21 protein-coding genes are annotated in these 25,937 nt (G+C 58.4%); 8 read left to right on the top strand and 13 right to left on the bottom strand.

The window, feature by feature from the left end:
• Window positions 1-50: 50 nt before the first annotated feature.
• Complete coding sequence (locus tag IMW75_RS14470; protein ID WP_205893002.1) at window positions 51-1,469, top strand: aminotransferase-like domain-containing protein; 1,419 nt, start codon at window positions 51-53, stop codon at window positions 1,467-1,469.
• Window positions 1,470-1,605: 136 nt separating this feature from the next.
• On the opposite strand, the gene srmL is transcribed toward IMW75_RS14470, so the two are convergent.
• Entirely contained in the window at window positions 1,606-2,754 is a 1,149-nt protein-coding gene (gene srmL / locus IMW75_RS14465; protein WP_205893001.1) for a PheS-related mystery ligase SrmL, read from the bottom strand.
• 283 nt (window positions 2,755-3,037) lie between these two features.
• Here srmL and IMW75_RS14460 point away from each other — a divergent pair, with 283 nt between their 5' ends.
• On the top strand, window positions 3,038-4,402 hold the full coding sequence (locus IMW75_RS14460) for a hypothetical protein (protein ID WP_205893000.1): 1,365 nt from the start codon (window positions 3,038-3,040) through the stop codon (window positions 4,400-4,402).
• A 331-nt stretch (window positions 4,403-4,733) separates the two neighbouring features.
• Here the strand turns inward: IMW75_RS14460 and cyoE are convergent, their stop codons facing one another.
• The 12 genes from cyoE to IMW75_RS14400 all read right to left on the bottom strand — a co-directional run bounded on the left by cyoE (window position 4,734) and on the right by IMW75_RS14400 (window position 16,793).
• Entirely contained in the window at window positions 4,734-5,621 is an 888-nt protein-coding gene (gene cyoE / locus IMW75_RS14455; protein WP_045062703.1) for a heme o synthase, read from the bottom strand.
• Window positions 5,622-5,632: 11 nt separating this feature from the next.
• Entirely contained in the window at window positions 5,633-5,968 is a 336-nt protein-coding gene (cyoD, locus tag IMW75_RS14450) for a cytochrome o ubiquinol oxidase subunit IV (RefSeq protein ID WP_028623533.1), read from the bottom strand.
• A complete protein-coding gene (locus tag IMW75_RS14445; RefSeq protein ID WP_045062707.1) occupies window positions 5,969-6,595 on the bottom strand; it encodes a cytochrome o ubiquinol oxidase subunit III in 627 nt (208 codons plus the stop codon).
• A gap of 3 nt (window positions 6,596-6,598) precedes the next feature.
• Entirely contained in the window at window positions 6,599-8,629 is a 2,031-nt protein-coding gene (cyoB, locus tag IMW75_RS14440) for a cytochrome o ubiquinol oxidase subunit I (RefSeq protein ID WP_045062708.1), read from the bottom strand.
• A 3-nt stretch (window positions 8,630-8,632) separates the two neighbouring features.
• On the bottom strand, window positions 8,633-9,577 hold the full coding sequence (gene cyoA / locus IMW75_RS14435) for a ubiquinol oxidase subunit II (protein WP_045062710.1): 945 nt from the start codon (window positions 9,575-9,577) through the stop codon (window positions 8,633-8,635).
• 825 nt (window positions 9,578-10,402) lie between these two features.
• Window positions 10,403-10,912: a disulfide bond formation protein B gene (locus IMW75_RS14430; protein WP_045062712.1), complete on the bottom strand. Its 510-nt coding sequence runs from the start codon at window positions 10,910-10,912 to the stop codon at window positions 10,403-10,405.
• Between the two features lie 547 nt (window positions 10,913-11,459).
• A complete protein-coding gene (locus tag IMW75_RS14425; RefSeq protein WP_045062714.1) occupies window positions 11,460-12,236 on the bottom strand; it encodes an ABC transporter substrate-binding protein in 777 nt (258 codons plus the stop codon).
• A gap of 296 nt (window positions 12,237-12,532) precedes the next feature.
• Window positions 12,533-12,985, bottom strand: coding sequence for a molybdopterin synthase catalytic subunit MoaE (gene moaE, locus IMW75_RS14420; protein WP_205892999.1), 453 nt, complete (start codon window positions 12,983-12,985; stop codon window positions 12,533-12,535).
• Between the two features lie 3 nt (window positions 12,986-12,988).
• Window positions 12,989-13,231, bottom strand: a complete 243-nt coding sequence (moaD, locus tag IMW75_RS14415) for a molybdopterin converting factor subunit 1 (RefSeq protein ID WP_045062719.1) — start codon at window positions 13,229-13,231, stop codon at window positions 12,989-12,991.
• Window positions 13,228-13,701 (bottom strand): cyclic pyranopterin monophosphate synthase MoaC, encoded by a 474-nt coding sequence (moaC, locus tag IMW75_RS14410; protein WP_045062721.1) that lies wholly within the window; start codon window positions 13,699-13,701, stop codon window positions 13,228-13,230. The genes moaD and moaC overlap by 4 nt, the downstream gene beginning before the upstream one ends.
• Before the next feature lie 235 nt (window positions 13,702-13,936).
• Window positions 13,937-15,331, bottom strand: a complete 1,395-nt coding sequence (locus IMW75_RS14405) for a PhoH family protein (RefSeq protein WP_045062722.1) — start codon at window positions 15,329-15,331, stop codon at window positions 13,937-13,939.
• A 337-nt stretch (window positions 15,332-15,668) separates the two neighbouring features.
• Window positions 15,669-16,793: a polysaccharide deacetylase family protein gene (locus IMW75_RS14400; protein WP_205892998.1), complete on the bottom strand. Its 1,125-nt coding sequence runs from the start codon at window positions 16,791-16,793 to the stop codon at window positions 15,669-15,671.
• Window positions 16,794-17,035: 242 nt separating this feature from the next.
• On the opposite strand from IMW75_RS14400, the gene yaaA reads away from it, so the two are divergent.
• The 6 genes from yaaA to IMW75_RS14370 all read left to right on the top strand — a co-directional run bounded on the left by yaaA (window position 17,036) and on the right by IMW75_RS14370 (window position 25,911).
• A complete protein-coding gene (gene yaaA / locus IMW75_RS14395; protein ID WP_205892997.1) occupies window positions 17,036-17,815 on the top strand; it encodes a peroxide stress protein YaaA in 780 nt (259 codons plus the stop codon).
• Between the two features lie 800 nt (window positions 17,816-18,615).
• Window positions 18,616-19,932, top strand: a complete 1,317-nt coding sequence (locus IMW75_RS14390; RefSeq protein ID WP_205892996.1) for a nucleotide sugar dehydrogenase — start codon at window positions 18,616-18,618, stop codon at window positions 19,930-19,932.
• 289 nt (window positions 19,933-20,221) lie between these two features.
• Entirely contained in the window at window positions 20,222-21,703 is a 1,482-nt protein-coding gene (gene alg8 / locus IMW75_RS14385; protein ID WP_412548515.1) for a mannuronan synthase, read from the top strand.
• 36 nt (window positions 21,704-21,739) lie between these two features.
• On the top strand, window positions 21,740-22,909 hold the full coding sequence (locus tag IMW75_RS14380; protein ID WP_205892995.1) for an alginate biosynthesis protein Alg44: 1,170 nt from the start codon (window positions 21,740-21,742) through the stop codon (window positions 22,907-22,909).
• A gap of 15 nt (window positions 22,910-22,924) precedes the next feature.
• Window positions 22,925-24,427, top strand: coding sequence for an alginate biosynthesis TPR repeat lipoprotein AlgK (algK, locus tag IMW75_RS14375; protein ID WP_205892994.1), 1,503 nt, complete (start codon window positions 22,925-22,927; stop codon window positions 24,425-24,427).
• Window positions 24,424-25,911, top strand: a complete 1,488-nt coding sequence (locus IMW75_RS14370) for an alginate export family protein (protein ID WP_205892993.1) — start codon at window positions 24,424-24,426, stop codon at window positions 25,909-25,911. The genes algK and IMW75_RS14370 overlap by 4 nt, the downstream gene beginning before the upstream one ends.
• Window positions 25,912-25,937 lie beyond the last annotated feature (26 nt).

Here is a 25,937-nt window from a genome sequence, read left to right as displayed (position 1 = left end):
GCAAGTTCGTATAGAATCAAACGAACTTTACTGCCGGAGAGACCAGTAAAATGCAGGTTCAACGCGCAGTCATCGCGGCCATCGAATTCCAGCCCGGCGTACCGCTGGTGCAGCAGATCGTCGATCAGCTGTCGGTGGCGATCAACCAGGGCGGCCTGCCCCACGGCTCCCGCCTGCCGCCCATTCGCGAGCTTTCGGACCTGATGAATGTGGGCAAGTCCACGGTGGTCGATGCCCTGGATAGGCTGCGTGCCAAGGGCCTGGTGGTTTCCCGCCAAGGCTCGGGGCATTTCGTGCACCGCTCCAGCGCCATGCCCAAACTGGATGCCGGCCCCGACCTGCTGCCCCAGGACACGCTCAGCGTGGTCCGCCGCGCGGTGCTGCAGGACAACGGCGCACTACGTCCTGGCGCAGGTTTCCTGCCTTCCTCATGGCTACCGGCCGATGAATTGCTCAAAGCCGTTCGCGGAACCCTGCGCGACGCCTCCCTGCGCATGGGTGAATACGGCGTGGCCGCCGGTTATCCGCCGTTGCGCGAAGCCTTGCGGGTCAAGCTGACAGCCATCGGCATCGAGGTGCCGGTGGAGCAGATCGTCACCACCGCCAACACCGTGCAGGCCATCGATATGCTGATGCGCCTGCTGATCAAACCCGGCGACACCGTGCTGCTCGACGACCCGTGCTACTTCACCATGCACACCAACCTGGCCTTGCACGGTGCCAAGGTAGTGACCGTCCACCGGGGTGTCGAGGGCATGGACCTGGAAGCGTTCGAGCGGACAGTCATTGCCCATCGGCCTGTGCTCTACATGACCAACAACAGTCTGCATAACCCCACCGGACACTCGTTCTCGCCGGCTCAGGTCTATCGCTTGCTGGAGTTGAGTCACCGCTACGGTTTCCACATTGTCGAAGACGATTTGTATTGCGACCTGCAACAACGAAGCACCCCGCGCCTGGCGGCAGGCGGGCTGGACAACGTCAGCTATGTGTCCGGTTTCTCCAAGACCCTGACCGCCAACAGTCGCGTCAGCTACGCGGTGCTTGCGCCGCCACTGGCCGCACGCATGATCGGGCTCAAGATGGCGGCCGGCGGCATGACCTCGGAACTGGCCGAGCAGATCATCTGCAACATGCTCAGCGACGGCAGCTACGCCAAGCACACCCGCCGCACCGTGGACCGGCTCTACGACTCGAGCAACCGAGTGACCCGCTGGCTGGAAGAGGCCGGTTGCTCGGTGTCATCGTTGCCCCATGAAGGGTTGTTCATCTGGACCCGATTACCTGATGGGTTCCACGCCGAGACACTGGCCAGAAAAGGCCTGGAAATCGACCTGGTCCTGGCCCCCGGCACCCTGCTCAGCAAAGCCCCGGACGCCTGCCAGCACCTGCGCTTCAACGTCGCCCACAGCGACAGCAGCCAGGTTCGCGAGCGCTTTTTCCGGTTGCTGGATACACCCAAAAAATAGCCGACCACCACCCTCCCCGTAGGAGCTGCCGCAGGCTGCGATCTTTTGATCTTTTGCAAAGTCCGCCTTTAAAACAAAGATCAAAAGATCGCAGCCTTCGGCAGCTCCTACAGGGGTTCGGTTTGCCTACTCGGCATCAAACATTCGAAACATCCATCTTGTACCCCGCCCCGGGTGCGCCCTCGTGCAACGTGCACTGGATATCCGCGTACAAGGCATTCGCCTCAGCCGTCGTGATCGATCGCGAACAATCTCGAAGCACCACCCGGAGCAGTACATTCTCCTGGCCCGGCAACAGCCCGAGACGCTCGACGGCCTGCACAGGCAAGTCAGCAAATCCCCAACGTCGCTTGACCTGCATTTCCTCAATCCATTCGGCGCAGTCACCGGCCGCGAGTAACATTTTTTCGGTCAACACTTCTTCGCTCAACCCCGGTGTAACCGCCAGCGAAATATCACGAGCAATCGACGGCAAACGCGAAACCGCACGCCATGGATTCAAATCATGCATCTGCGCCTGCACCCTTACATTCTGATCCCGCAGCAAGCGAATATCCGGAATGCCTTTGCGCAGCATCGTCAGCCGATCCAGCCCCATCCCGAGCGCCAACCCACCATGACGCGATGGATCTATCTGCAACCGTTCCAACAACGATTGCGCAATACGACCGCACTCCAGGACCTCGACGGGAGCGCCGTCATTTATCACGTTCACTTCGATTCCACCCTCGGTGTAGTGATGCGGGCTGTCACTGTAGACCCATGGTTTTTCAGGCACGGCCGCCTGAAGAATATCGCCGACCAAGCGCAGCAAATGCTCGTGCGTCGACAGCTGCGGATCACCGAGGACCCAGATATCCATTTGATGCGGCTCCGCGCAATGCCAGCGGTCACGACTGTCTCGGCGAAAAGTGATACCGGGCGCGGCCAGCAATATCGTCTCGCCCGGCTGCCGACTACCAGCCGCACGCTGCAACGCCGAAGGAATCTGACTGGTGGTTTGCGTACGCAACAGAGAGTGCTCATCGACCCAACGGGTATGTTCGCTGCCCAGTGTGATTTCAGCGGGGTCATAGCCGAGCAACCCGTAGTTTTCCTCGGCAGACACAACGCGTGGGCCTGTCTGTAGTTGAGCCTGGGGCCAGCCGCTTTCAGCCAGTCGCTGAAGGATTTCATTGAGCAATAGTCGGACGGCATGCTCCGGAGCGCTTTTTTCGGTGAGATCAACCAGTAACAGAGCCTGGTGGACAGCCGCATCGGTTAGGTATTTTTTTGATGCATTCACGCTAACAGCCCTCTAACGACAGTTGACTTCAGGGCTCTTAAAAACCACCCGACAAGGAAATCTAACGACAGAAGTTGAGTGCTCACAACCCTACGAACACCGCATTCCAGATTTTCAGAACACTCCTTCAGAGACTTCCTACGGACTATCAAGCGCGCCATGAGCGAAAAACAGAATCGCCGGTCAACGACTGCCTGCCACCCTGCACCTTTTTTGAGTTCTCGTAACACGCATCACATACCCGCACAGGTAATCAAACCGTCGTTCAAATGAGGTCAGTCACATGCTCAAATTATTTCTTTTTCCAACCGCCAGGCATACAACTACTCCAGATATTGAATCAGCCTTTCCTCCTGTGAACTCCATGCAATCGGACTCAAAGCCTTACGTCGTCGACTTCAGTAGTGCAGTTCCGGTGGCAGTGGAAAACGGAATGGGAACCAGCGCGAACCTTGGCAAGGTTGTATCGTCCGAGGGTGAACGTTTTTATCTGAAAGACGCAGTGAGTTATGACTCAACCAGTCCTGTAGTGAGCAATGCAATCACTTCACGAGAAGTGGTCAGCACCGAGATTTATAGCTTGTTCTTGCCAGCACCGAAAGCACGTATGGTTAATGAATGCAGCTGCATAATGGAGGGCGCAGACAACGAGAAGATTTTTATTGCTTCCCGACTTGAAAACTACCAGGATTTCGGCGATTGCTTGATCAAGGAAGAATTAGCGGATGACCTCGAACGGCAATTCAAGGCATTCACACATGAAGATGCTGCCGCCTTCAAACACAATGCGATCATTGCGAAAACGCTCACTGGCGAATTGTCCGAATTGCGTGCTCAAAACCCCAACTGGTGGGTAGGCGTCGATCGGAATCCGGATCAAGAGCTTGTTCAAGTCTACAGAGCCAAAGCACTACAACTTGAAGAAGTGATGCAAAAGCAATTTCATATATTGCCAGAGGCCTTGCAACGGCAATCGCAGGATAGTCTGGGTGTATCGCAACTGCTGGGTGACTGGGATCCCTTCAACGTGTTTTACAAGAACATGGGTATTGTCAAAAAGGGTGACGGGAGCCTGCACGTCATGCGCCTTGATTTTGGCAGCTGCCTGGATGTTGGCTTTCAAGGGCAAACCAAAGAAAACGGATATGAAACAGCAGTCAGTCAACGACCGGCCATTTTCCCGGAACTGAAACATCGTTTCAAAAGGGAAGATGCAGTCTTTTCAGAAAAACTCCCCCTGCTTGCGCAAGAGTTTCATACCTTTCCTTACGCTGACCATGCCCAATCCATAGCAGGAAAAACCGAATGGGCGCATACCACGCGCATGAAGATTGGTTACCGGTGCAGCCTGTTGATGCATCAAAAGGGCTCCGCACAAAATGCTTTTGAGACCATTATCAAAACACAGTTGATGAATGCGTCAGGTTTTAAATCGGCAGACGACCTGATCCAGGTTCTACACGCCCGCATGGATGCACTCATCGATAAGCAATGTGGTGGAAGTCACAAAATTATGGAGTGGGAGCAGAACAACCCCGAGCTTTCAGGCGCCATAAGAGCAGATCTTTTATCCAGACTGAGCATCCCAACAGTACCGCTAGGGAAGACCCAAACCCACTCCTATCCTATTGGTTTCATCAAAAGCTGAATGTCAAATAACTGATCGCCAGCACCGCCGATCTACCGACGACCTCCCCTGCCAGCAGATCGCTACAATGGTGTAACGCCGTACCCACAGGCTCATCCTCAAAAATATCAGCGTCAAGCATGAGGTCTCTGTAGGAGCTGCCGAAGGCTGCGATCTTTTGATCTTCAGCTATGTCTGTTCCTGCCAAAGATCAAAATCAAAAGATCGCAGCCTGCGGCAGCTCCTACAGGGGTTCGGCGTTGTACTCACTGGCGCGGGTAGCGGAACTGTCGCCAATAAAAAACCCCGCGCTTCTCTCGAAGGCGGGGTTTTTCTTTACGGCAGTCGACGCTTAAGGCGCGTACGTCAGCAACAACTCACTCGGCACTTTGAAGTCCAGGGACATCATCACGCTCAACGCGGTAATGGTGAAGATCGAGAACACGAACAGCTTGCGTGCCCAGACCGTGTCATCCACTGCCTTGTAGCCGGTCCAGGCCATGTACAACCAGTACATGCCCATGGCCGCGGCGACGGCGAGGTAGCTCATGCCGGCGTAGCCGCTGAAGGTCAGCATCAAGGTGGCCACGAGGAAGGCCAGGATGTAGAGCAGGATGTGCTTCTTGGCCACTTTGATCCCGCGCTTCACTGGCAACACCGGAATCGATGCGGCCAGGTAATCGTTAAAGCGGAAGATCGCGATGGCGTAGGAATGCGGCATCTGCCACAGGCTGAACATCACCAGCAGCGTCAGCGCTGCCATGTCGAAGCTGTTGCTGACGGCCACGTAGCCGATCACCGGCGGCATCGCCCCCGACAGACTGCCCACCAGCGTGCCGTGAACCGACTTGCGCTTGAGGTACAGGCTGTAGAAACCGACGTAGATGACAAAGCCGATCACCGCGAACAGCGCCGCGAGCGGGTTGGCCACCTTGTACAACAAGGCAACGCCGGCGACACCCAGGACGGTCGCGTAGATCAGGGCCAGTTTCAGGGAGATCAAGCCCTGCACCAGCACCCGGTTCTTGGTGCGCTCCATCTTCACGTCAATGTCGCGGTCAATGCAGTTGTTGAACACGCAACCGGAAGCGACGACCAGGGACGTGCCGATCATGGCGGCCAGGAAGATGGCCAGATCGACATGCCCTTTGGAGGCCAGGAAAAATCCGCCTGCCACTGAAAGCACGTTACCGAAAATGATCCCCGGTTTGGTGATTTGGATAAAGTGCTTCAAGGACATCCGGATTTACCTCAGTGCGCCATCATGTTGGTGTGGATGCTGAACATGATCCACAGCGACAGGCCAACCAGCAGGACGATAACGATCGCGGCGAAAACAAACGCAATGACGTTGTTACGCTGGGCGGCCGAGCGGTCCAGGTGGAGGAAGTACACCAGGTGCACCAGCACCTGGACGACTGCGAAGATCAGTACGATCCACAGGGTCATGGCTTTCGGCAGAGTCGGGTACATCACCAGGCCGAATGGAATGACGGTCAGGATCACCGACAGAATGAAACCGATAGCGTAGGACTTGACGCTGCCGTGGCCGGCATCGTGGCTATCGTGGGAATGAGCGTTAGCCATTTACATAGTCCCCATCAGATAAACAACGGTGAATACGCAGATCCACACCACGTCCAGGAAGTGCCAGAACAGGCTCAGGCAGCTCAGACGAGTCTTGTTGGTCGCCGTCAGGCCGTTTTTCTGCACCTGGTACATCATGATCGCCATCCAGATCAGACCGCTGGTCACGTGCAGACCGTGGGTGCCGACCAGGGTGAAGAACCCGGACAGGAAGCCGGAACGGCTAGGGCCGTAGCCTTCGGAGATCAGCAGGTGGAACTCGTTGATCTCCATGGCGATAAAGCCGGCGCCCAGCAGGAAGGTCATGGCCAACCAGCCCAGGACCTGAGTCTTCTTGCCCTTGAACAACGCCAGCATGGCGAAGCCGTAGGTGATCGAGCTGAACAGCAGCAGAGCGGTTTCGCCCAGTACGTACGGCAGCTCGAAAATGTCGGCGCCCGACGGGCCACCGGCTACGTTGTTAACCAGTACCGCGTACACCGCGAAGATCGACGCAAACAGGATGCAGTCGGTCATCAGGTAGAGCCAGAAACCGAATACGGTCATCTCGCCCGAGTCGTGGTGATGGTCATCGTGCCCATGTCCATCGACATGGGTGTGTCCAGCATTGGTCACTAAGTTCGACATGGTTTAAGCCTGTTCCAACGAGGTTTCAACACGGGTGGCGTTGGCTGGGATTTTCCCGGCCGCTACCAGACGTTTGTGCTGCTCGGCTTCGATGCGCTCGATGACATCCACCGGCACCATGTAGCCCTGATCGTCACGGGCGGCATGGATAGTGAAATACACCACGGTGCCAACCAGTCCCACGATTGCCAGCCACCAGATGTGCCAGATCATCGCGAAACCGAACACGGTCAGCAGAGCACCCATGACCACACCGGTAGCGGTGTTGTTTGGCATGTGGATCGGCTCGTACTTGGCCGGAGCCTGGTACGCGGTGCCGTTTTCCTTGGCTTCGGTGAACGGGTCGATGGTTTGCGCTTTCGGCAGCACGGCGAAGTTGTAGAACGGAGGTGGCGACGAGGTCGACCATTCCAGGGTATGGGCATTCCACGGGTCACCGTGTTCGCACATGTTTTCCGGCTTGTTGCGGTCACGCACACTGACGTACAGCTGGATCAGCTGGCAGGCGATGCCGACAGCGATCATCACCGCACCGAACATGGCGACGTACAGGTACGGCACCCACTCAGGATTGGTGGTGGCGTTCAGGCGACGGGTCATGCCCATGAAGCCCAGTACGTAGAGCGGCATGAAGGCGACGAAGAAGCCGGTGATCCAGAACCAGAATGCAGCCTTGCCCCAACCTTCGTGCAGCTTGAAGCCGAACGCTTTCGGGAAGTAGAACGCGAAGCCTGCGATGTAGCCGAATACCGCGCCGCCGATGATCACGTTGTGGAAGTGAGCGATCACGAACAGGCTGTTGTGCAAGACAAAGTCAGCACCCGGAATGGCCAGCAGTACGCCGGTCATGCCGCCGATGGCGAAGGTCACCATGAAGCCCAGGGTCCACAGAACTTGGCTGGTGAAACGCAGACGACCCTGGTAGATGGTGAACAGCCAGTTGAATAGCTTCACCCCCGTCGGGATCGAAATCAGCATGGTCGCCAGGCCGAAGAAGGCGTTGACGCTCGCACCCGAACCCATGGTGAAGAAGTGGTGCAGCCAGACCATGAAGCCCAGGATCGAGATCGCGCCAGAGGCGTAGACCATCGAGTGATGGCCGAACAGACGCTTGCCAGTGAAGGTCGAGATGACTTCGGAAAAGATCCCGAACGCCGGCAGAATCAGGATGTAAACCTCGGGGTGTCCCCAGGCCCAGAACAGGTTGACGTACATCATCGGATTGCCACCAAGTTCATTGGTGAAAATGTGGAAATCCATGTAACGGTCAAGCGTCAGCAGTGCCAGGGTAGCGGTCAGGATCGGGAACGAAGCCACGATCAGGACGTTGGCCCAGGTGCAGGTCCAGGTGAAGATCGGCATGTCCATCAGCTTCATGCCAGGGGTACGCATTTTCAGCACGGTGGCCAGGAAGTTGACCCCCGTTAGCGTCGTACCTAACCCGGATAGCTGTAGCGCCCAGATGTAGTAGTCCATCCCTACGCCAGGACTGTATTGCAGGCCCGACAGCGGTGGATAGGCAACCCAGCCGGTCTTGGCGAATTCGCCGACGCCCAGGGACAGGTTGATCAGTACGACGCCCGATACCAGCAGCCAGAAGCTCAAGGAGTTCAGGAACGGGTAGGCAACGTCGCGCGCGCCGATCTGCAGCGGCACTGCAAGGTTCATCAGGCCGGTGAAGAATGGCATCGCCATGAAGATGATCATGATCACACCGTGAGCGGTGAAGATCTGGTCATAGTGTTCAGGCGGCAGGTAGCCAGGCGAACCCTCTGTGGCCATGGCCAGCTGGGTACGCATCATGATGGCGTCGGCAAAGCCGCGCAGCAGCATGACCATGGCGACGATGATGTACATCACGCCGATTTTCTTGTGGTCAACCGAGGTCAACCACTCGGTCCACAAGTAGGTCCACTTCTTGAAGTAGGTGATTACAGCGAACAGCGCCAGGCCACCGAGTGCGATCATGGCGATGGTAATCATCACGATCGGTTCGTGGAACGGGACCGCTTCCCAACTTAATTTACCAAACATCGTTTACTCCTCTGCCCCGGCAGCTGAATGCGAACTCATGTCCATCCCTTCCATTTGGGCCACTTCTTTCTCTTTCTTCTCGTGATGCATCGGCTTGCCCGGTTTCATGCCTTCGTACTTGTCGACGATGATCTGGAACAGGTTCGGCGTCACCGAGGAGTAGAGCTCGACTGGGTTGTTCTGGCTTGGCTTGGTAAGGGCTTCGTATTCAGCTTTTTCCAGCTGTTTAGGTGCCTTTTTGACTTCGCTTACCCAGGTGTCGAAATTCTCCTGAGAAGTTGAGATCGCTTTGAATTTCATGCCGGTGAAACCTGCGCCGCTGTAGTTGGCAGAGATGCCTTCCATTTCAGCGTCACGGTTGGCAATCAGGTGCAGCTTGGTCTGCATGCCGGCCATCGCGTAGATCTGGCCGCCCAGGCCCGGAATGAAGAACGAGTTCATCACCGAGTCCGACGTGACCTTGAAATTGACCGGGGTATTGGTCGGGAACACGATCTTGTTAACCGTTGCGATGCCCTGCTCCGGGTAGATGAATACCCACTTCCAGTCCAGTGCGACCACTTCGATAGTGATCGGCTTGACGTCGGATTCCAGCGGACGGTACGGGTCAAGTTCGTGGGTCGACACGTAGGTGACGTAACCCAGGGCAATGATGATCAGGATTGGAACAGCCCACACCGCGATTTCGATCTTGGTGGAGTGCGACCACTTGGGCGTGTACACGGCGTCAGTGTTGGTCGCGCGGTATTTCCAGGCGAACAGGAAGGTCATGACGATGACCGGGACCACGACCAACAGCATCAGCAACGTTGCGGTGATGATCAGGTTTCGCTGCTCCAGGCCCACCTGGCCCGTTGGATTGAGCAAGGTCATGTTGCAGCCTGACAGCAACAACGTGCCGATCAGCGGCAATAAGCCTAGTAGTCTGGGGTACCTGTTTTTACTCATCTCACGACCTCTAAAGCAGCTTGCGCAATGCAGTTGGGTTTTGATCGCCAACACTTCACCCTGCCAAGGGTTGGCATTTTTCTTGGATTGAATAAGGGCTGCCCGTCGCGCGTCAGACGCTGTTCGACAAATCCTGGGCCAGCGGTGAGTTCTTATTCGAATTCGTGGTCAAAGGCCTTGTTACAGACCAATTCCATTTGGTGCGGATAATTGGAAGGCACCGACACCTGGGGAGTCGCACGAAGCTCTGGAGCTTCTCGACGCCCTGTTCTGCTCTGGGGTGAGCAGTGCCGGGAATTCAGTGGTGGCGATTGTAGATATGTAACGTTTTATAAACCATGTCTTATCCCGAAATAATTTTTATCCATTCCGGCAACAATCATTCATGATTTTCGCAAAAGTGCGCCATGGTATCGAAAATAATTCTCAACAAAAACACCAAAAATAGTAGGTCTACCGGGCGCAGTTCAGACAGTGTCGAAGGCTTTTCAGCCTCGGTCTACCCCGCCGTAGCCCCTATATGACAAGGGCTCCGGCAAATCGCCAGGGCCTGTTAAAACTGCCTGTTCGAGGTTTTTCGGTAGTACGGCGCGTACCTGAAACTAGAGCCAATTTCGTCGCGCAGAACTGCGCCAATCAGTCACTTTGAAACGCCCTGCGACACTTGCTCTGTGACAACATGTCGCACACCTGTCGCACCCTCGACTGTCACACATCAGGCTGTTTTTACTTCAGGGCTGAAACAGGCTTTTTACCCACAAAAAAATACCCCGGCCTTCTCAACGAAGGCCGGGGCGTCTCAGCAACCCTGGCAACAGCGGCGAGTTAGCGCAGCGCCCTGCGGTTACGCACTGTCAGCACCGGCACCAGCACCACGATCATCACGAACGCCACCAGCGCCCACTGGGCCAGGGACAGCCCCAGGATCGGTGGATACGGGGTGGAACAGAAGCCGTCGACCTGGAACCCCAGCGGGAAGATCTTCGCCAGCGGCAGCCCGTCGACAATCGGCTGCAGTACGTCGATACCGCAGCTGACCGCCGGGTAGAACTGGGTGTAGACGTGATGCCCGGCCACTGCCACACCGGCCAGCGCGCAGATCACCACCAGGGTTTCCAGGATGGTAATGCTGCGCCGGGTGCTCATTGCCGCGCCAATGAAGGCAAACACCGCGACCAGCAGCAATGCGTAACGTTGCAGGATGCACAGCGGGCAAGGCGCCTCGCCCAGGACGATTTGCATGTACAGCGCGCCGCCGATCAGCGCCAGGCAGATGATGCCCAGCAATACCAGGTAGCGCCGCTCACGGCCCAACCGCATCGTTTCCTCGCTCATTGCGTTTCCCTTCTGAATTCGATTGACCGGAAGTCTACACGCTGGCCCCTGGCTTGGAGAGCCCCGGGGCGCATGGAATAGATGTCGGGGAATAAACGACAGGGCGGTTAAGAAGTGATTAACTTGGGCTACTTACACAGATGTGCATGTGCTTGCGACCGAATCGCCAGCAGGCTGGCTCCCACATTGAAATGCACTCAACTGTGGGAGCCTCGGACTGCTGTCCCGCTCTGGGATGCATTCAAACTGTGGGATCCAACCTGCTGGCTCCCACATTGAAATGCTCTCAACTGTGGGAGCCTCGGGCTGCTGTACCGCTCTGGAATGCATTCAAACTGTGGGATCCAACCTGCGGGCTCCCACATTGAAATGCTCTCAACTGTGGGAGCCTCGGGCTGCTGTACCGCTCTGGGATGCATTCAAACTGTGGGATCCAACCTGCGGGCTCCCACATTGAAATGCTCTCAACTGTGGGAGCCTCGGGCTGCTGTACCGCTCTGGAATGCATTCAAAACTGTGGGAGCCAGCCTGCTGGCGATGCTTTTGCTCAGTCGCCGTAAATATCCGACTTGAAGTACTTCTCGGAAATCTTCAGGTATTCGCCATTGGCGCGAATGCCGTCGATGGCGCTGTTCAGCTCGCTGACCAGTTCGGTGTTGCCTTTGCGCACGGCAATCCCGGCGCCCTCGCCCACATATTTCGGGTCCTTGAGTTCTGGCCCAACGAACGCATACCCCTTGCCGCGAGGCATCGAGAGGAAGTCACTGAGCGGGATGGTGTCGGCAAAGATCGCATCGAGGCGACCGGCTGCCAGGTCCATGTAGATCTCTTCGTTGTTGCTGTAGCGCTTGACGTTGACGCCCTTGGGTTCAAACACCTCGGTGGCGTAACGGTCAGTGGTGGTGGCGCGCTGCACGCCGACGTTCTTGCCTTTGAGGCTGGCGTACTGATCATCCACGACTGCGCCATCCTTCATCACCAGGCGCGAAGAGGTGAAGTAGTACTTGTGGGTGAAATCCACCGACTTCTTGCGATCTTCGTTGATGGTCATAGACGACAGGGCCATGTCGATTTTCTTCACTTTCAGCGAAGGAATCAGGCCATCGAACTCACCTTCGACCCAAACGCACTTGGCCTTCATCTGCGCGCACAGGGCATTGCCGATGTCGTAGTCGAAACCGACGATCTCGCCCTTGTCGGTCTTGGAGGCAAACGGCGGGTAGGCGGCTTCAATGCCGATGCGCAGGGTTTTCTCGGCGGCGAACACAGAGCTGCACGCCAACAGGCTCAGGGCCAGACCGGTGATGAGGGGGAATTGCTTCATATTCGTTCTCTCGCGGGTTGTTGTTGGTTTGGCAAGACAGAAGAAAAAGCTGGAACTGGGGGGACGACTTTTTTGTACTTATAATTCCATACTGGACTTTTGTGTACTGGTCGTCAATTGGGGGATCGGCCGGTGGTCGGGAGGAGTGCCAAGCTGAATTCATTGGCGAAGCTGATGGCCTCTTCGCGGGCGAGCCCGCTCCCACAGGGATGAACGTCGCTCACACATTGTGCAAGCAACACAAGACCTGTGGGAGCGGGCTTGCCCGCGATGGCGTATCTGAGGACGACGAGGATCTACCGCTTCCAGCGATCCGCCGCCGCATGGTCACTGTCCCGCCCTTCCACCCACCGCGGCCCGTCGCTGGTGTTTTCTTTCTTCCAGAACGGTGCACGGGTCTTGAGGTAGTCCATGACAAAGGCGCAGGCGTCGAACGCCGCCTGGCGATGGGCACTGGCGGCCCCGACGAAGACGATCGGCTCCCCCGGTTCCAGCGCGCCGATACGGTGCAGCACTTCCAGCTTGAGCAGTGGCCAGCGCTGTTCAGCCTCCAGGGCAATCTTGCCCAAGGCCTTTTCGGTCATGCCCGGGTAGTGTTCAAGAAACATCCCGGACACGTCGAGCCCGTCATTGAAGTCGCGCACGTAGCCGACAAAGCTCACCACTGCGCCCACACCCACGTTGGCAGCCTGCATGGCATTGACTTCAGCACCCGGATCGAACGCCGCGCACTGCACGCGAATGGCCATGGTTCAGCCTCCGGTCACAGTCGGAAAGAACGCCACTTCATCGCCATCGACCAGCGGTTCATCAAGCTGGCAGAGGTCTTCGTTGCGGGCGCACATCAGGTTCTGCTCTGTCAGCACAACCGCGCCGTCGCGCCGGGCGACACATTCACGCACGTCATCGACAGTGGCGAAATCCCCTGAGACCTGCAGCGAATCGACCCCCATCGCCTCACGATAACGGGCAAAAAACTTCACGGTGATGTTCATGTCGGCTCCGCCTGGAAATGTCCGCTCTTGCCGCCGACTTTTTCCAGCAGCCGAACGCTTTCGATGGTCATGCCACGGTCAACCGCCTTGCACATGTCATAGATCGTCAGTGCCGCGACGCTGGCTGCCGTCAGGGCCTCCATCTCGACACCGGTCTGCCCGGACAACTTGCAGCGCGCGACGATGCGCACGGCGTCGTCGCCCTCGGCACTGAGCTCCACCTTGACGCCGGTGAGCATCAGCGGATGGCACAGCGGGATCAGATCGCTGGTTTTCTTCGCCGCCTGAATGCCGGCAATGCGCGCCACGGCAAACACATCACCCTTGGGGTGACCGCCGCTGACGATCATTTGCAGGGTTTCGGGCAGCATGCGCACCAGCGCCTGGGCGGTCGCTTCACGGAAGGTCACGGCTTTTTCAGTGACGTCGACCATGTTGGCGCGACCTTGGGAATCGAGATGAGTCAGCACGGGGTTACTCCTGATCAGGAGTGGCGATTGTAAACCTGCGGGTCAATTTTTCGCACGCAAGATTGCAAGGCTGCCGCCAAACACCGTAGGAGCTGCCGAAGGCTGCGATCTTTTGATCTTCAATCTGAAAATCAAGATCAAAAGATCGCAGCCTTCGGCAGCTCCTACGGGGCGTTCGGCGCGAAATTCGGGTAACAAAACGGGCGGCTTAGGGCCGCCCGGTTTGGGTGAGGGGTTACAAATGCGTCTCTGCGTATTCAGCCAGAATCGAACGGGGCACCCCTTGCAGGGTGATGTGCACGCCATTGGGGAAGTCTTTGAAGCGTTCGGTCAGGTACGTCAGCCCGGAGCTGGTCGCGGACAGGTAAGGGGTGTCGATCTGTGCCAGGTTGCCCAGGCACACCACTTTGGAACCGGCGCCCGCACGGGTGATGATGGTCTTCATCTGGTGCGGCGTGAGGTTCTGGCATTCGTCGATCAGAATCAGGCTTTGCTGGAAGCTGCGACCCCGGATGTAGTTGAGGGATTTGAACTGCAACGGCACTTTGCTGAGGATGTAGTCGACGCTGCCATGGGTGTTTTCGTCATCCATGTGCAAGGCTTCGAGGTTGTCGGTGATTGCGCCGAGCCACGGTTCCATTTTTTCCGCTTCGGTGCCAGGCAGGAAACCGATCTCCTGGTCCAGGCCCTGCACACTGCGGGTGGCGATGATGCGGCGATAGCGTTTGCTGACCATGGTCTGCTCGATCGCAGCGGCCAACGCCAGAATGGTCTTGCCGGAACCAGCGGCGCCAGACAGGTTGACCAGGTGAATGTCCGGATCGAGCAAGGCGTACAGCGCCAGGCTCTGGTAGATGTCACGCGGTTTCAGGCCCCAGGCTTCCTGGTGCAACAGGGGTTCCTGGTGCAGGTCAAGAATCAGCAGCTTGTCTTCGTCGATCTCCTTGATCCAGCCTACAAAGCCCTGCTCGTCGATGATGAACTCGTTGATGTGGACCGCTGGCAAGTTGTCGATCATCCGCACCTGATGCCACGTGCGGCCATGGTCCTGGCGGGTTTCGACATTTTTCACCAGATCCCAGAAGGAGCCGGTCATGTTGTGGTAACCATTGGGCAGCAGCGAAACATCGTCGACCAGTTGGTCAGTGCTGTAGTCCTCGGATGCGATCCCACAGGCCCGGGCCTTGAGGCGCATGTTGATGTCTTTGGTGACCAGCACCACTGGCAGCTTGGGCTCGCGCGCATGCAGGTCGATCAGCTGGTTGATGATGATGTTGTCGTTCAGGTGTTCAGGCAGGATGATGTTTGGCTCAGCCCGCTTGCTCATCAGAATTGACAGCAGACCCTTCGGCCCACTTTTGCCCCGCTGGATCGGTACTCCCAGTTCGACGTCTTCAGGGCTGGCTTCACCCAGTGTCTTGTCAATCAGGCGAATCGCCTGGCGACATTCCGCGGCCACGCTGTGATGCCCGCTCTTGAGCTTGTCCAGCTCCTCAAGCACGGTCATTGGAATGGCGACGTGGTGTTCTTCGAAGTTGAGCAGTGCGTTTGGATCGTGAATCAATACGTTGGTATCGAGTACATAAAGGATAGGCTGGTTGGAGGAAGAACTACGTCCGTGATCATCCATACTCGGTCACCTTTGTGGGAGCCAATCGACGCAATACCATGACAGTGCTGCGCCTCGAAGTAGCCACCGAATTCACCTGCGAGGGATCAAGTGAACTGCACACACAATTGGGTCTTGGGAGACGCCACCTGTGTTGCAGGTTTCGGCGGTCTGTCTTCGTAATACTCCAAAACAGGTGACAGGAAAAAGTACTTTGACGCTTTTTTGAAGTTTATTTTTCAGAGTGACGAAAAGCCCTTGGCGTGCAGGCAATGTGCCGTTAAAGTCGGAAGTCCGCCTGCATCGAAATCTCTCAAGAATTCGCCCCTCGCCCAATGTTTACGGGCTTTTGTCCTGTTCAGCGAAAACCGTCCTGACAGTCGTCCCAACCGATCCCGCTGGCCGCCGTTTGCGTGATCAGCCAGGGCAGCGCAGTTTTCACTGCATCCTGTTTCACATTGAAATTGATCACCCCGTGGCGCCACAGCAGCATCAGCGTCAGCACCCGTTGTGAGGCCTGATTGGCCTTGAGCTTGCCCGCGCCGTCCTGGGCGTCGATGTCCCACAGCGCCACCTGCAGGCCCTGCGCCTTGAAGAAGGCTGCCGCGTCCGCGCGACGCTGGCCGTCCGGCGGGCGAAACAGCGGCACGTAGTTTTCCGGCAGCTTGCTTTTGACCAGGTCGGCGCTGCGCCTTACCGAGTCCTGCCAGTCCTGCCAGTGGCTGTGGGAGCGAAACTCCCAACCCTGCATGCCGATGCACTGTTGTGAGTAAGTCGCTTGCAGGCTGGACACCGAACGCTCGGCGAGTCGCGCCTGAATGTCCTTGCCCAGCACGAAGAACGTGGCGCTGATGTTCGACTTGCGCAGGTACTCGGTCACCCAGGCGGTATTGTCCGGCACCGCGTTGGCGGCGCTGTCGAAGGTCAGCAGAAACAGCCGGTCGTGCATGCCCTCGCCGTTGCGCTCATAGTCGCCAAAACGATCGACTTCGCTGGTGGTTTGCGGGAACAGCGCAGCCTTGCGCAAGAGTTCGTCGAGGTACTGAGCGTGGAACAGGCGACTCGGTTCGGCCCATTTGATGTAGTAGCTGTCATCGCTGACCTGGAACTTGGCGGCCTGTTCGCGCAGCGTCGCCATGTCCTCTACCAGAAAGCAGAACGAGGCGTCCTGATCGCAGCTTTGCTGGGCGAAGTTGTAGTTGGCCAGCAGGCGCTGCCACAGGCGCTCGCGCAGTTGATGGACGGCGTCCGAATTGATCGTGCGCAGGCCCAGGCGTTGGGTCAGGCTGGCGTCGTCCATGGACTCACTGGCCAGCAGCACCCGCGCGAACATGAGGATTTCGGCGCGCGACGCGACGTCGAACAGGGTCGGGTTGCCGAGCTGTTCGGGCCAGGTGCTGCGGTCGAGCGTCGCCACCTCGCCGGGTGCCGCTGTGGCGCCGAGGCTTAAAAGGCAGGCGAGGGCCAGAAAAACGATACGCAATGGGATGTCTCCATAACAAAACCCGCGCGGCACTATATATCGGGAAGATCAAAAGATCGCAGCCTTCGGCAGCTCCTACAGGAGCACACCCAATCCCCGGTGAACCCGATCCGTAGGAGCTGCCAAGTGAAACGAGGCTGCGATCTTTTTCCATGACACCACCGATCACCTATCACACCCATAGCTGGAGTCAACGCAGACAACCCCCTAGAATCGCCCCCACGATTAAAGGAGACGACTTCATGCTGATGGTGATTTCCCCCGCCAAGACCCTCGACTACGAAACACCGCCGGCCACCCAGCGCTTCACCCAGCCGCAGTACCTCGACCATTCCCAGGAACTGATCCAGCAATTGCGCGACCTCACGCCCGCGCAGATCAGTGAGCTGATGCACGTCTCCGACAAGATCGGCGGCCTCAATGCCGCGCGCTTTGGCAGCTGGACGCCTGCATTCACCCCGGAAAACGCCAAACAGGCCTTGCTGGCCTTCAAGGGTGATGTCTACACCGGGCTGAACGCGCAAACCTTCATCGAAGCCGATTTCGATTACGCCCAGGAACACTTGCGCATGCTCTCGGGTCTGTACGGCCTGCTCCGCCCCCTGGACCTGATGCAACCGTACCGGCTGGAGATGGGCACCAAACTGGCAAACGCCCGTGGCAAGGACCTGTATGCCTTCTGGGGCACGCGCATCAGCGAATGGTTGAACGAAGCCTTGGCCGACCAGGGCGATGACGTGCTGCTGAACCTGGCCTCCAACGAGTATTTTTCGGCCGTCAAACGCAGCGCCTTGAACGCACGCATCATTAATACCGAGTTCAAGGACCTGAAAAACGGCCAGTACAAGATCATCAGTTTCTACGCAAAAAAAGCCCGCGGAATGATGAGCCGCTTCGTCATTGAAGAGCGCATCAACGATCCGCTGGCGCTCAAGCAGTTCGACGTCCAGGGCTATCGGTTCAGTGCCGAGCAGTCTAAACCGGACAACATGGTATTCCTTCGCGATCACGCTCCCGAGTGATGCACCGGCTCGGCGCACGATCTCCGTGCGCCGGCGTTTGATCGTCTGACAATCCCTCACCGAATCGCCGACATTCTGGCGTCAAAAATACAGCGCACTCTCCCCTAACTTTTGTTTCACTCGACGTCGACGTTTTTTTTCAGTAGTGGCACCGAAAATTTTTCTCTGTAGTGGCACAAAACTATCTCCGGCAATTATACGCCTATATATAAAGGGCGAGACGGCAAGTGCTATCAATATGAGAGCAGTGCCATCTTTCTCTATATTTCAAGAAATTTCAGATTTCGCGATGGGCGGACAGGAACTATGTCCAAATGCGTCGCTCATACCACCGGTAACGATTATCCGTGAGGTTGTACGAGATAACTTACGCAGATAAGGGATTCATGCAGCGAAGTTGTCACATGAACTAGCGCTAACTAATCGCTCATTTGGGCAACACTGAAAGGACTGGAGATAAGCCACACTGCTATCCCCTGAAAGGCCAAGGCTGCGCCCCTATAAACGTGCTCGCCTGAGCACCCAACCGCTTGATCTACGGGCCTTTCGCCTGGCATCGAGCGCGCAAGACCTTTGCACGAAGGTCCTCTGAGCCGAGGATCCGCTGCATGACAGGGCAAGCCATAACAATAAAGCCTAGTTACGCACACCTTGAGTGCACTTATTTAGACACTCGGAACTTATATGCCTGTACGCGGCACGGCGGCGCTTGTATGCCGTACTTCCGAGTGCACTTTGACCGCTGAACACCATTAACTCCGGCCATGTAATGGCTTGATAAAACACTGAGGTAATTTGCGATGCGCATCAGCATATTTGGTTTGGGTTACGTGGGCGCTGTCTGTGCCGGCTGCCTGTCTGCACGGGGCCACGACGTGGTTGGCGTCGATGTTGCCAAAGACAAGATCGATATGATCAACGCCGGCAAATCGCCGATCGTTGAACCGGGTCTGGGCGAACTTCTGCGCAAGGGCATCGATACCGGCAAACTGCGCGGCACGACCGACTTCGCCGAAGCGATTCGCGACACTGACCTGTCGATGATCTGCGTCGGCACACCGAGCAAGAAAAACGGCGACCTGGAACTTAACTACATCGAGGCTGTGTGCCGCGAGATCGGTTTTGTCCTGCGTGACCAGACCACCCGCCACACCATCGTGGTTCGCAGCACCGTACTGCCGGGCACTGTCGCAAACGTTGTCATCCCGATCCTCGAGGACTGCTCCGGCAAGAAAGCCGGCGTCGACTTCGGCGTTGCAGTGAACCCTGAGTTCCTGCGTGAAAGCACCGCGATCGCCGACTATGACCTGCCGCCCATGACGGTCATCGGCGAATTCGACAAAGCCTCGGGCGACGTCCTGCAATCGCTGTACGAAGAGCTCGACGCCCCGATCATCCGCAAGGACATCGCCGTTGCCGAGATGATCAAGTACACCTGCAACGTCTGGCACGCCACCAAGGTGACCTTCGCCAACGAGATCGGCAACATTGCCAAGGCCGTCGGTGTCGATGGTCGTGAAGTGATGGAAGTGGTCTGCCAGGACAAGACACTGAACCTGTCCCAGTACTACATGCGCCCTGGCTTCGCCTTCGGCGGTTCCTGCCTGCCCAAGGACGTGCGCGCCCTGACCTTCCGCGCCGGTTCCCTGGACGTCGAAGCGCCGCTGCTGAACTCGCTGATGCGCAGCAACGTGTCGCAGGTACAGAACGCCTTCGACATCGTTTCCAGCCACGACAAACGCAAAGTCGCCCTGCTGGGCCTGAGCTTCAAGGCCGGCACCGACGACCTGCGCGAAAGCCCGCTGGTCGACCTGGCCGAAATGCTGATCGGCAAGGGTTACGACCTGAGCATTTACGACAGCAACGTCGAGTACGCCCGTGTCCACGGTGCCAACAAGGACTACATCGAATCGAAGATCCCTCACGTCTCGTCCCTGCTCAACTCCGACTTCGACGATGTGATCAACAACTCCGACGTGATCATCCTCGGCAACCGTGACGAGAAATTCCGCGCCCTGGCGCAGAACGCTCCGCACGGCAAGCAAGTGGTCGACCTGGTTGGCTTCATGTCCCAGGCCACCAGCGTCAAAGATCGCACCGAAGGCATCTGCTGGTAACCGCAAGGCATCTCTTCGGCGCCGCGCAACAACTGTGCGAACCCGTCGTAGGAGCTGACGAGTGAAACGAGGCTGCGATCTTTTCAGGGTCACTTGAGTTCTGAGCGAACCCTGAAAGATCAAGATCAAAAGATCGCAGCCTTCGGCAGCTCCTACACAGGTTCACCCGGGTTTCGAGTGAACCCGAAAAGATCGGTGTCACCCGTAACCTTGCAAGTTTTTTGTAAGCCTGCCTTAACCCCATCGGGCCACCCCACAGGCTCGCCCGAGATCGAGACGGATGCAGATTATGCACAGGCTAAAGCACGGCCTACTTCAGGCCGCCGGCTGGCTGTTTTACCTCACTATTTTGATGGGCATCGCCATGGCGCTGCCTGTGTCCACGTTCGACTCCGAGTCGAAGGACTTCATCTTCCTGATCGGTATCGTCGGTATCTGGCGCTACTCGATGGGTGCCACGCACTTTCTGCGCGGCATGCTATTTCTGTACGTGGTCTACCCGCACCTGCGCCGCAAAGTGCGCAAGCTGGGCAAGGCGGCGGACCCGTCCCACGTCTTCCTGATGGTCACCAGTTTCCGTATCGACGCGCTGACCACCGCCCAGGTCTACAGCTCGGTGATTCGCGAAGCGATCGACTGCGGCCTGCCGACCACCGTGGTCTGCTCCATCGTGGAAATGTCCGATGAGCTGCTGGTCAAAAGCCTCTGGTTGCGGATGAACCCGCCAGAGCGGGTCAAGCTCGACTTCGTGCGCATTCCGGGTACCGGCAAACGTGATGGCCTGGCCTACGGTTTCCGTGCGATCTCCCGGCACATGCCGGACGACCGTGCGGTTGTCGCCGTGGTCGATGGCGACACCGTGCTCGCCGAGGGCGTGGTGCTCAAGACCGTGCCGTGGTTCCAGCTGTTTGGCAACGTCGGCGGCCTGACCACCAACGAGTTCTGCGAAGTGCGCGGCGGCTACATCATGAGCGAGTGGCACAAACTGCGCTTCGCCCAGCGCCACATCAACATGTGCTCGATGGCTCTGTCCAAGCGCGTCCTGACCATGACCGGCCGGATGTCGGTGTTCCGCGCCACCGTGGTGACCGACCCGGACTTCATCGCCGACGTGGAAAGCGACTCGTTGCAACACTGGCGCCTGGGCCGCTTCAAGTTCCTCACTGGTGACGACAAGTCGAGCTGGTTCAGCCTGATGCGCCTGGGCTACGACACGTTTTACGTGCCGGACGCGGCGATCCACACCGTGGAACACCCGCCGGAAAAGAGCTTCATCAAGGCCAGCCGCAAACTGATGTTCCGCTGGTACGGCAACAACCTGCGCCAGAACGCTCGCGCCCTGGGCCTGGGGGTCAAACGCCTCGGCCTGTTCACTTCGGTGGTGCTGTTTGATCAACGCGTATCGATGTGGACCTCGCTGCTGGGCCTGACCGTGGCCATCATCGCCAGCTTCAAGTACGGCACCGCGTTCATCCTGGTCTACCTGCTGTGGATCGGCATCACCCGCCTGATCCTGACCCTGCTGCTGTCGTGCTCGGGTCACAAGATCGGCCCGGCCTACCCGGCGATCCTCTATTACAACCAGATCGTCGGCGCGCTGGTGAAGATCTACGTGTTCTTCCGCCTCGACCAACAATCCTGGACCCGCCAGGACACCAAACTGACCCGTGATCTCGCCAGCTTTCAACGTTGGTTCAACACCTGGTCGTCTCGGACCATGACCTTCTCCGCCGGCAGCATTTTTGTCGCCGTGCTGCTGATGATGGTCTGACCGCCCCCTTATTGAATTAACCAGGAAATCGCCTATATGAATACCGCCGTCAACGCCAACGTAGTGCACGAATCAGAAGCCCAGCGCCAACACGCCCGCGTGAAAATCCCGGCAAAGCTGCGTTTCTTCGGTCCCGACCGGACCCCGATTGAAGCCCGGGTCCTCGACCTTTCCGCCGGAGGCCTGGCCTTCAACGCCGGCCAGCTGCCGCTGAAGATCGGCGACGTGCACAAGGCTCGCCTGCAATTCGTGATCGACAACCTCGGCCTGGCCATCGACGTGGAACTGCAAGTGCGCTCGTTCGATCGCCAGACCGGTCGCGCCGGTTGCCAGTTCCAGAACCTGGAACCGCAGGACATCTCGACTCTGCGTCACCTGATCACTTCGCACCTGTCCGGCGACATCGTCAGCATGGGTGAAGTACTGGCGACCCTGCAGCGCGACAACTTCACCAAGGCGCGCAAAATGAAGGACGGCGGCCACGGCATGACCCCGTTCGGGCGTTTGCGTGCGGTGACGTTCAGCCTGGCGATTTTCCTCGTCGGCCTCACGGCGTTCGGTTTCATCTTCAAGTCGGTGTACGGCATGTACTTCGTCAGCCACGCCCAGGCGGGTCTGGTCAGCGTGCCGGGCATGAACATCACCATGCCCCGCGACGGCACCGTGCAGAGCCTGATCAAGGCCGACGGCATCGCCGCCAAAGGCGCCCCACTGGCGACTTTCAGCACCAGCATGCTCGATGTGCTCAAGGGCCATCTGGAAGAAGACCAGCTGCAGCCGGCCAAGGTTGAAGAGCTGTTCGGCAAGCAAATGACCGGCACCCTGACCTCGCCGTGCGACTGCACCGTGTCGCAGCAACTGGTTGCCGACGGTCAGTACGCCAGCAAGGGTGACGTGATCTTCCAACTGGTACCGCGCAACAGCGAAGCCAACGTCGAAGCGCGGTTCTCGTACCGCCAGTTCAGCGACGTGCGCCCGGGTACCCAGGTCAACTTCCAGATCGCCGGCGAAGACAAATCCCGCACCGGCAAGATCGTCAGCAGCACCAGCCTGAAAAGCGCCGACCTGTCCTCCGACATCCGCGTCCTGATCCAGCCGGACGAGCCGCTGGACAGCAAGTTCGCCGGTCGCCCGGTTGAAGTGAACAGCGACCGTGGCCCCAACCTGAACTGGCTGATCGACAAAGCCATGGCTGCTGGTTTGTAACCGGAGGACATGCCCGTGACGATTCCACTTATCCTCAGAACACCGCAATCCCTGTGGGAGCGAGCCTGCTCGCGATGGGATCGCTGCGGTTTGTCTGATGCACCGAGCCGCTTGAATCGCCAGCAGGCTGGCTCCCACAGGGGTGCGATGTGTGCACTGGCCCTGGCGGTCAGCCTCGCTGGCTGCGCCGGCCTGCCCGACCAGCGCCTGGCCAACGAAGCCCTCAAGCGCGGCGACACCGCCCTGGCCCAGCAGAATTACAAGCAACTGGCCGACCTCGGCTACAGCGAAGCCCAGGTAGGCCTCGCCGATATCCAGGTCGACAGCCGTGACCCGGCGCAGATCCGGCAGGCCGAGGCGACTTATCGCGCGGCCGTCGATGTCTCGCCGCGGGCCCAGGCGCGCCTGGGTCGCCTGCTGTTGGCCAAGCCCGGTTCCACCGAAGCCGAACAGCACGAAGCCGAAGGCCTGTTGAAGAAAGCCTCGGCCAATGGCCAGGGCAATACCCTGATTCCACTGGCCATGCTGTACCTGCAATACCCCCACAGCTTCCCGGACGTCAACGCGCAACAGCAGATCAGCCAATGGCGCGCCGAAGGCAAGCCTGAAGCCGGTCTGGCCCAGGTGCTGCTGTATCGCACCCAAGGCACTTACGACCAGCACCTGGACGAAGTCGAGACCATCTGCAAAGCCGCGCTCAATACCACCGAAATCTGCTACGTCGAGCTGGCCACGGTCTATCAGAAACAGGCCAAGCCCGAGCAACAGGCCGAGCTGATCAAGCAGATGCAAGCCGCCCATGCCCGCGGCACGGTTTCCGCCCAGCGAGTGGACAGCGTCGCCCGCGTCCTCGGCGATGCAACCCTTGGGACTACCGACGAGAAAACCGCCCAGTCGCTGCTCGAAGGCATCGCCCCCGGCTACCCCGCTTCCTGGGTCAGCCTGGCGCAACTGCTCTACGACTTCCCGGAACTGGGCGACGTCGACACGATGATGAAGTACCTGGACAACGGCCGCGCCGCCGATCAGCCGCGCGCCGAACTGTTGCTGGGCAAGCTCTACTACGAAGGCAAGATGGTCCCGGCCGACGCCAAGGCAGCCGAAGAACACTTCCAGAAAGCCGTCGGCCGCGAAGTCGCCGCCGATTACTACCTCGGCCAGATTTATCGCCGTGGCTACCTGGGCAAAGTCTATTCGCAAAAGGCCCTGGACCACCTGCTGACCGCTGCGCGCAATGGCCAGAACAGCGCCGACTTCGCCATCGCCCAGCTGTTCTCCCAAGGCAAGGGCACCAAGCCTAACCCGCTCAATGCCTATGTCTTCAGCCAGCTGGCCAAGGTTCAAGACACTCCTCAAGCCACCGAGCTTGCGCAAACACTCGAAGCCCAACTGCCGCCTGCCCAGCTCGCCGAGGCCCAACGCCTGTTGAAACAGGAACAGGCCGTTCGGGGTGCCTTGAGCCAGAACACGCTGCAACTGCACGCCCTGCAAGAAGAAGACGGCGAGGAATCCCTATGAAGTTGAATCCCTTTGTGCAGGCCGGCATTGGCCTGACGTTCGCCTTGCTGTGGTCGTGCCCGACCCTGGCGGCACTGACTGAAACCCAGAACTACGGCCTGGACGTGAAAATCACCGGCCAGTCCGAGGACGACCGTGACCTGGGTACCGCCAGCGGCGGCGACGTCAGCGGTGTGGGCCTGGACCTGCGACCCTGGATCTACGGCGAAAGCGGCGCGTGGAGCGCCTACGCCATGGGTCAGGCGGTAACGTCCACCGACATCATCGAAACCGACACCCTGCAGCAGTCCGATAGCGACGGCACCCAGACCACCGACAACAGTGATCGCAAGACCAAGAAGAACTACCTGGCCATGCGCGAGTTCTGGGTCGGCTACAGCGGCCTCACGCCTTACCCGGGCGAGCAGTTGAAGCTGGGGCGCCAGCGCCTGCGCAACGACGACGGCCAATGGCGCGACACCAATATCGAAGCGCTGAACTGGACCTTCGATACCACCCTGTTGCGCGCCAACGTTGGCGTTGCCGAACGCTTCAGCGAATACCGCACCGACCTCAAGGAACTCGCGCCCAAGGACAAGGATCGCCTGCACGCCTATGCCGACGCGGCCTATCAGTGGACACCGGGCAACTGGGTCGGCGTTCGCGGTCACCACACCCACGACGACGGCAAGCTCGACTACCCGGAACCGGGTGTAGCGGGCGACTCGCTGGACAAGCAGCAGAACGGCGACATCAGCTGGCTGGGCCTCACCGCCGACAGCGACGCCTATAACTACCGCAACACCAACACCCTCAATTATTGGGGCAGCATCACCGGCATGAGCGGCGACACCGACACGGTCAATGCGCTGAATGCCGACGGCACCCGTCCGGCCGAAGCCAAGCGTGGTGAAGACCTCAACGGCTGGGCCACCGACATCGGCGTGCGCCTGCGCCTTGATCAGCAATGGCAAGTGGGTGCCGCCTACGCCCGCGCCAGCGCCGATTACGAACAGAACAGCCTGGAAAGCAACCGCTCGAACTACACCGGTACCCGTTCGCGCGTGCACCGTTTCGGCGAAGCGTTCCGCGGCGAAATGAACAACATGCAGACCGCCACCTTGTTCGGTTCCTGGATGCTCAACGACGAATACGACGCCAGCCTGATCTACCACAAGTTCTGGCGCGTCGACGGCAACAAGCCGGTCGGCAGCAACGGCATCAATGCCGTACAGAACGACACCGACGACGTCACCGGTGCGGTGCTCTCCAGCACTTCCCTGCCACTGGAAGACGGCACCAAGGACCTGGGTCAGGAGATGGACCTGGTGGTCACCAAGTACTTCAAGCAAGGCTTGCTGCCAGCCTCCCTGAGCCAGTCCATCGACGAGCCTTCGGCCCTCGTGCGTTTTCGTGGCGGCGTGTTCAAGCCGGGTGATGCGTATGGCAAGGACGTCGACTCGTACATGCACCGTGCGTTCATCGACGTGATCTGGCGCTTCTGATGCCAACTGCGAAGGGAGTGCCCGAC

This window comes from Pseudomonas gregormendelii, assembly GCF_017114825.1.
In the GTDB taxonomy this organism is placed as follows: domain Bacteria; phylum Pseudomonadota; class Gammaproteobacteria; order Pseudomonadales; family Pseudomonadaceae; genus Aquipseudomonas; species Aquipseudomonas gregormendelii.
Note: the sequence above shows the minus strand (reverse complement) of the source record. Positions and strands in the feature narration are given on the sequence as shown.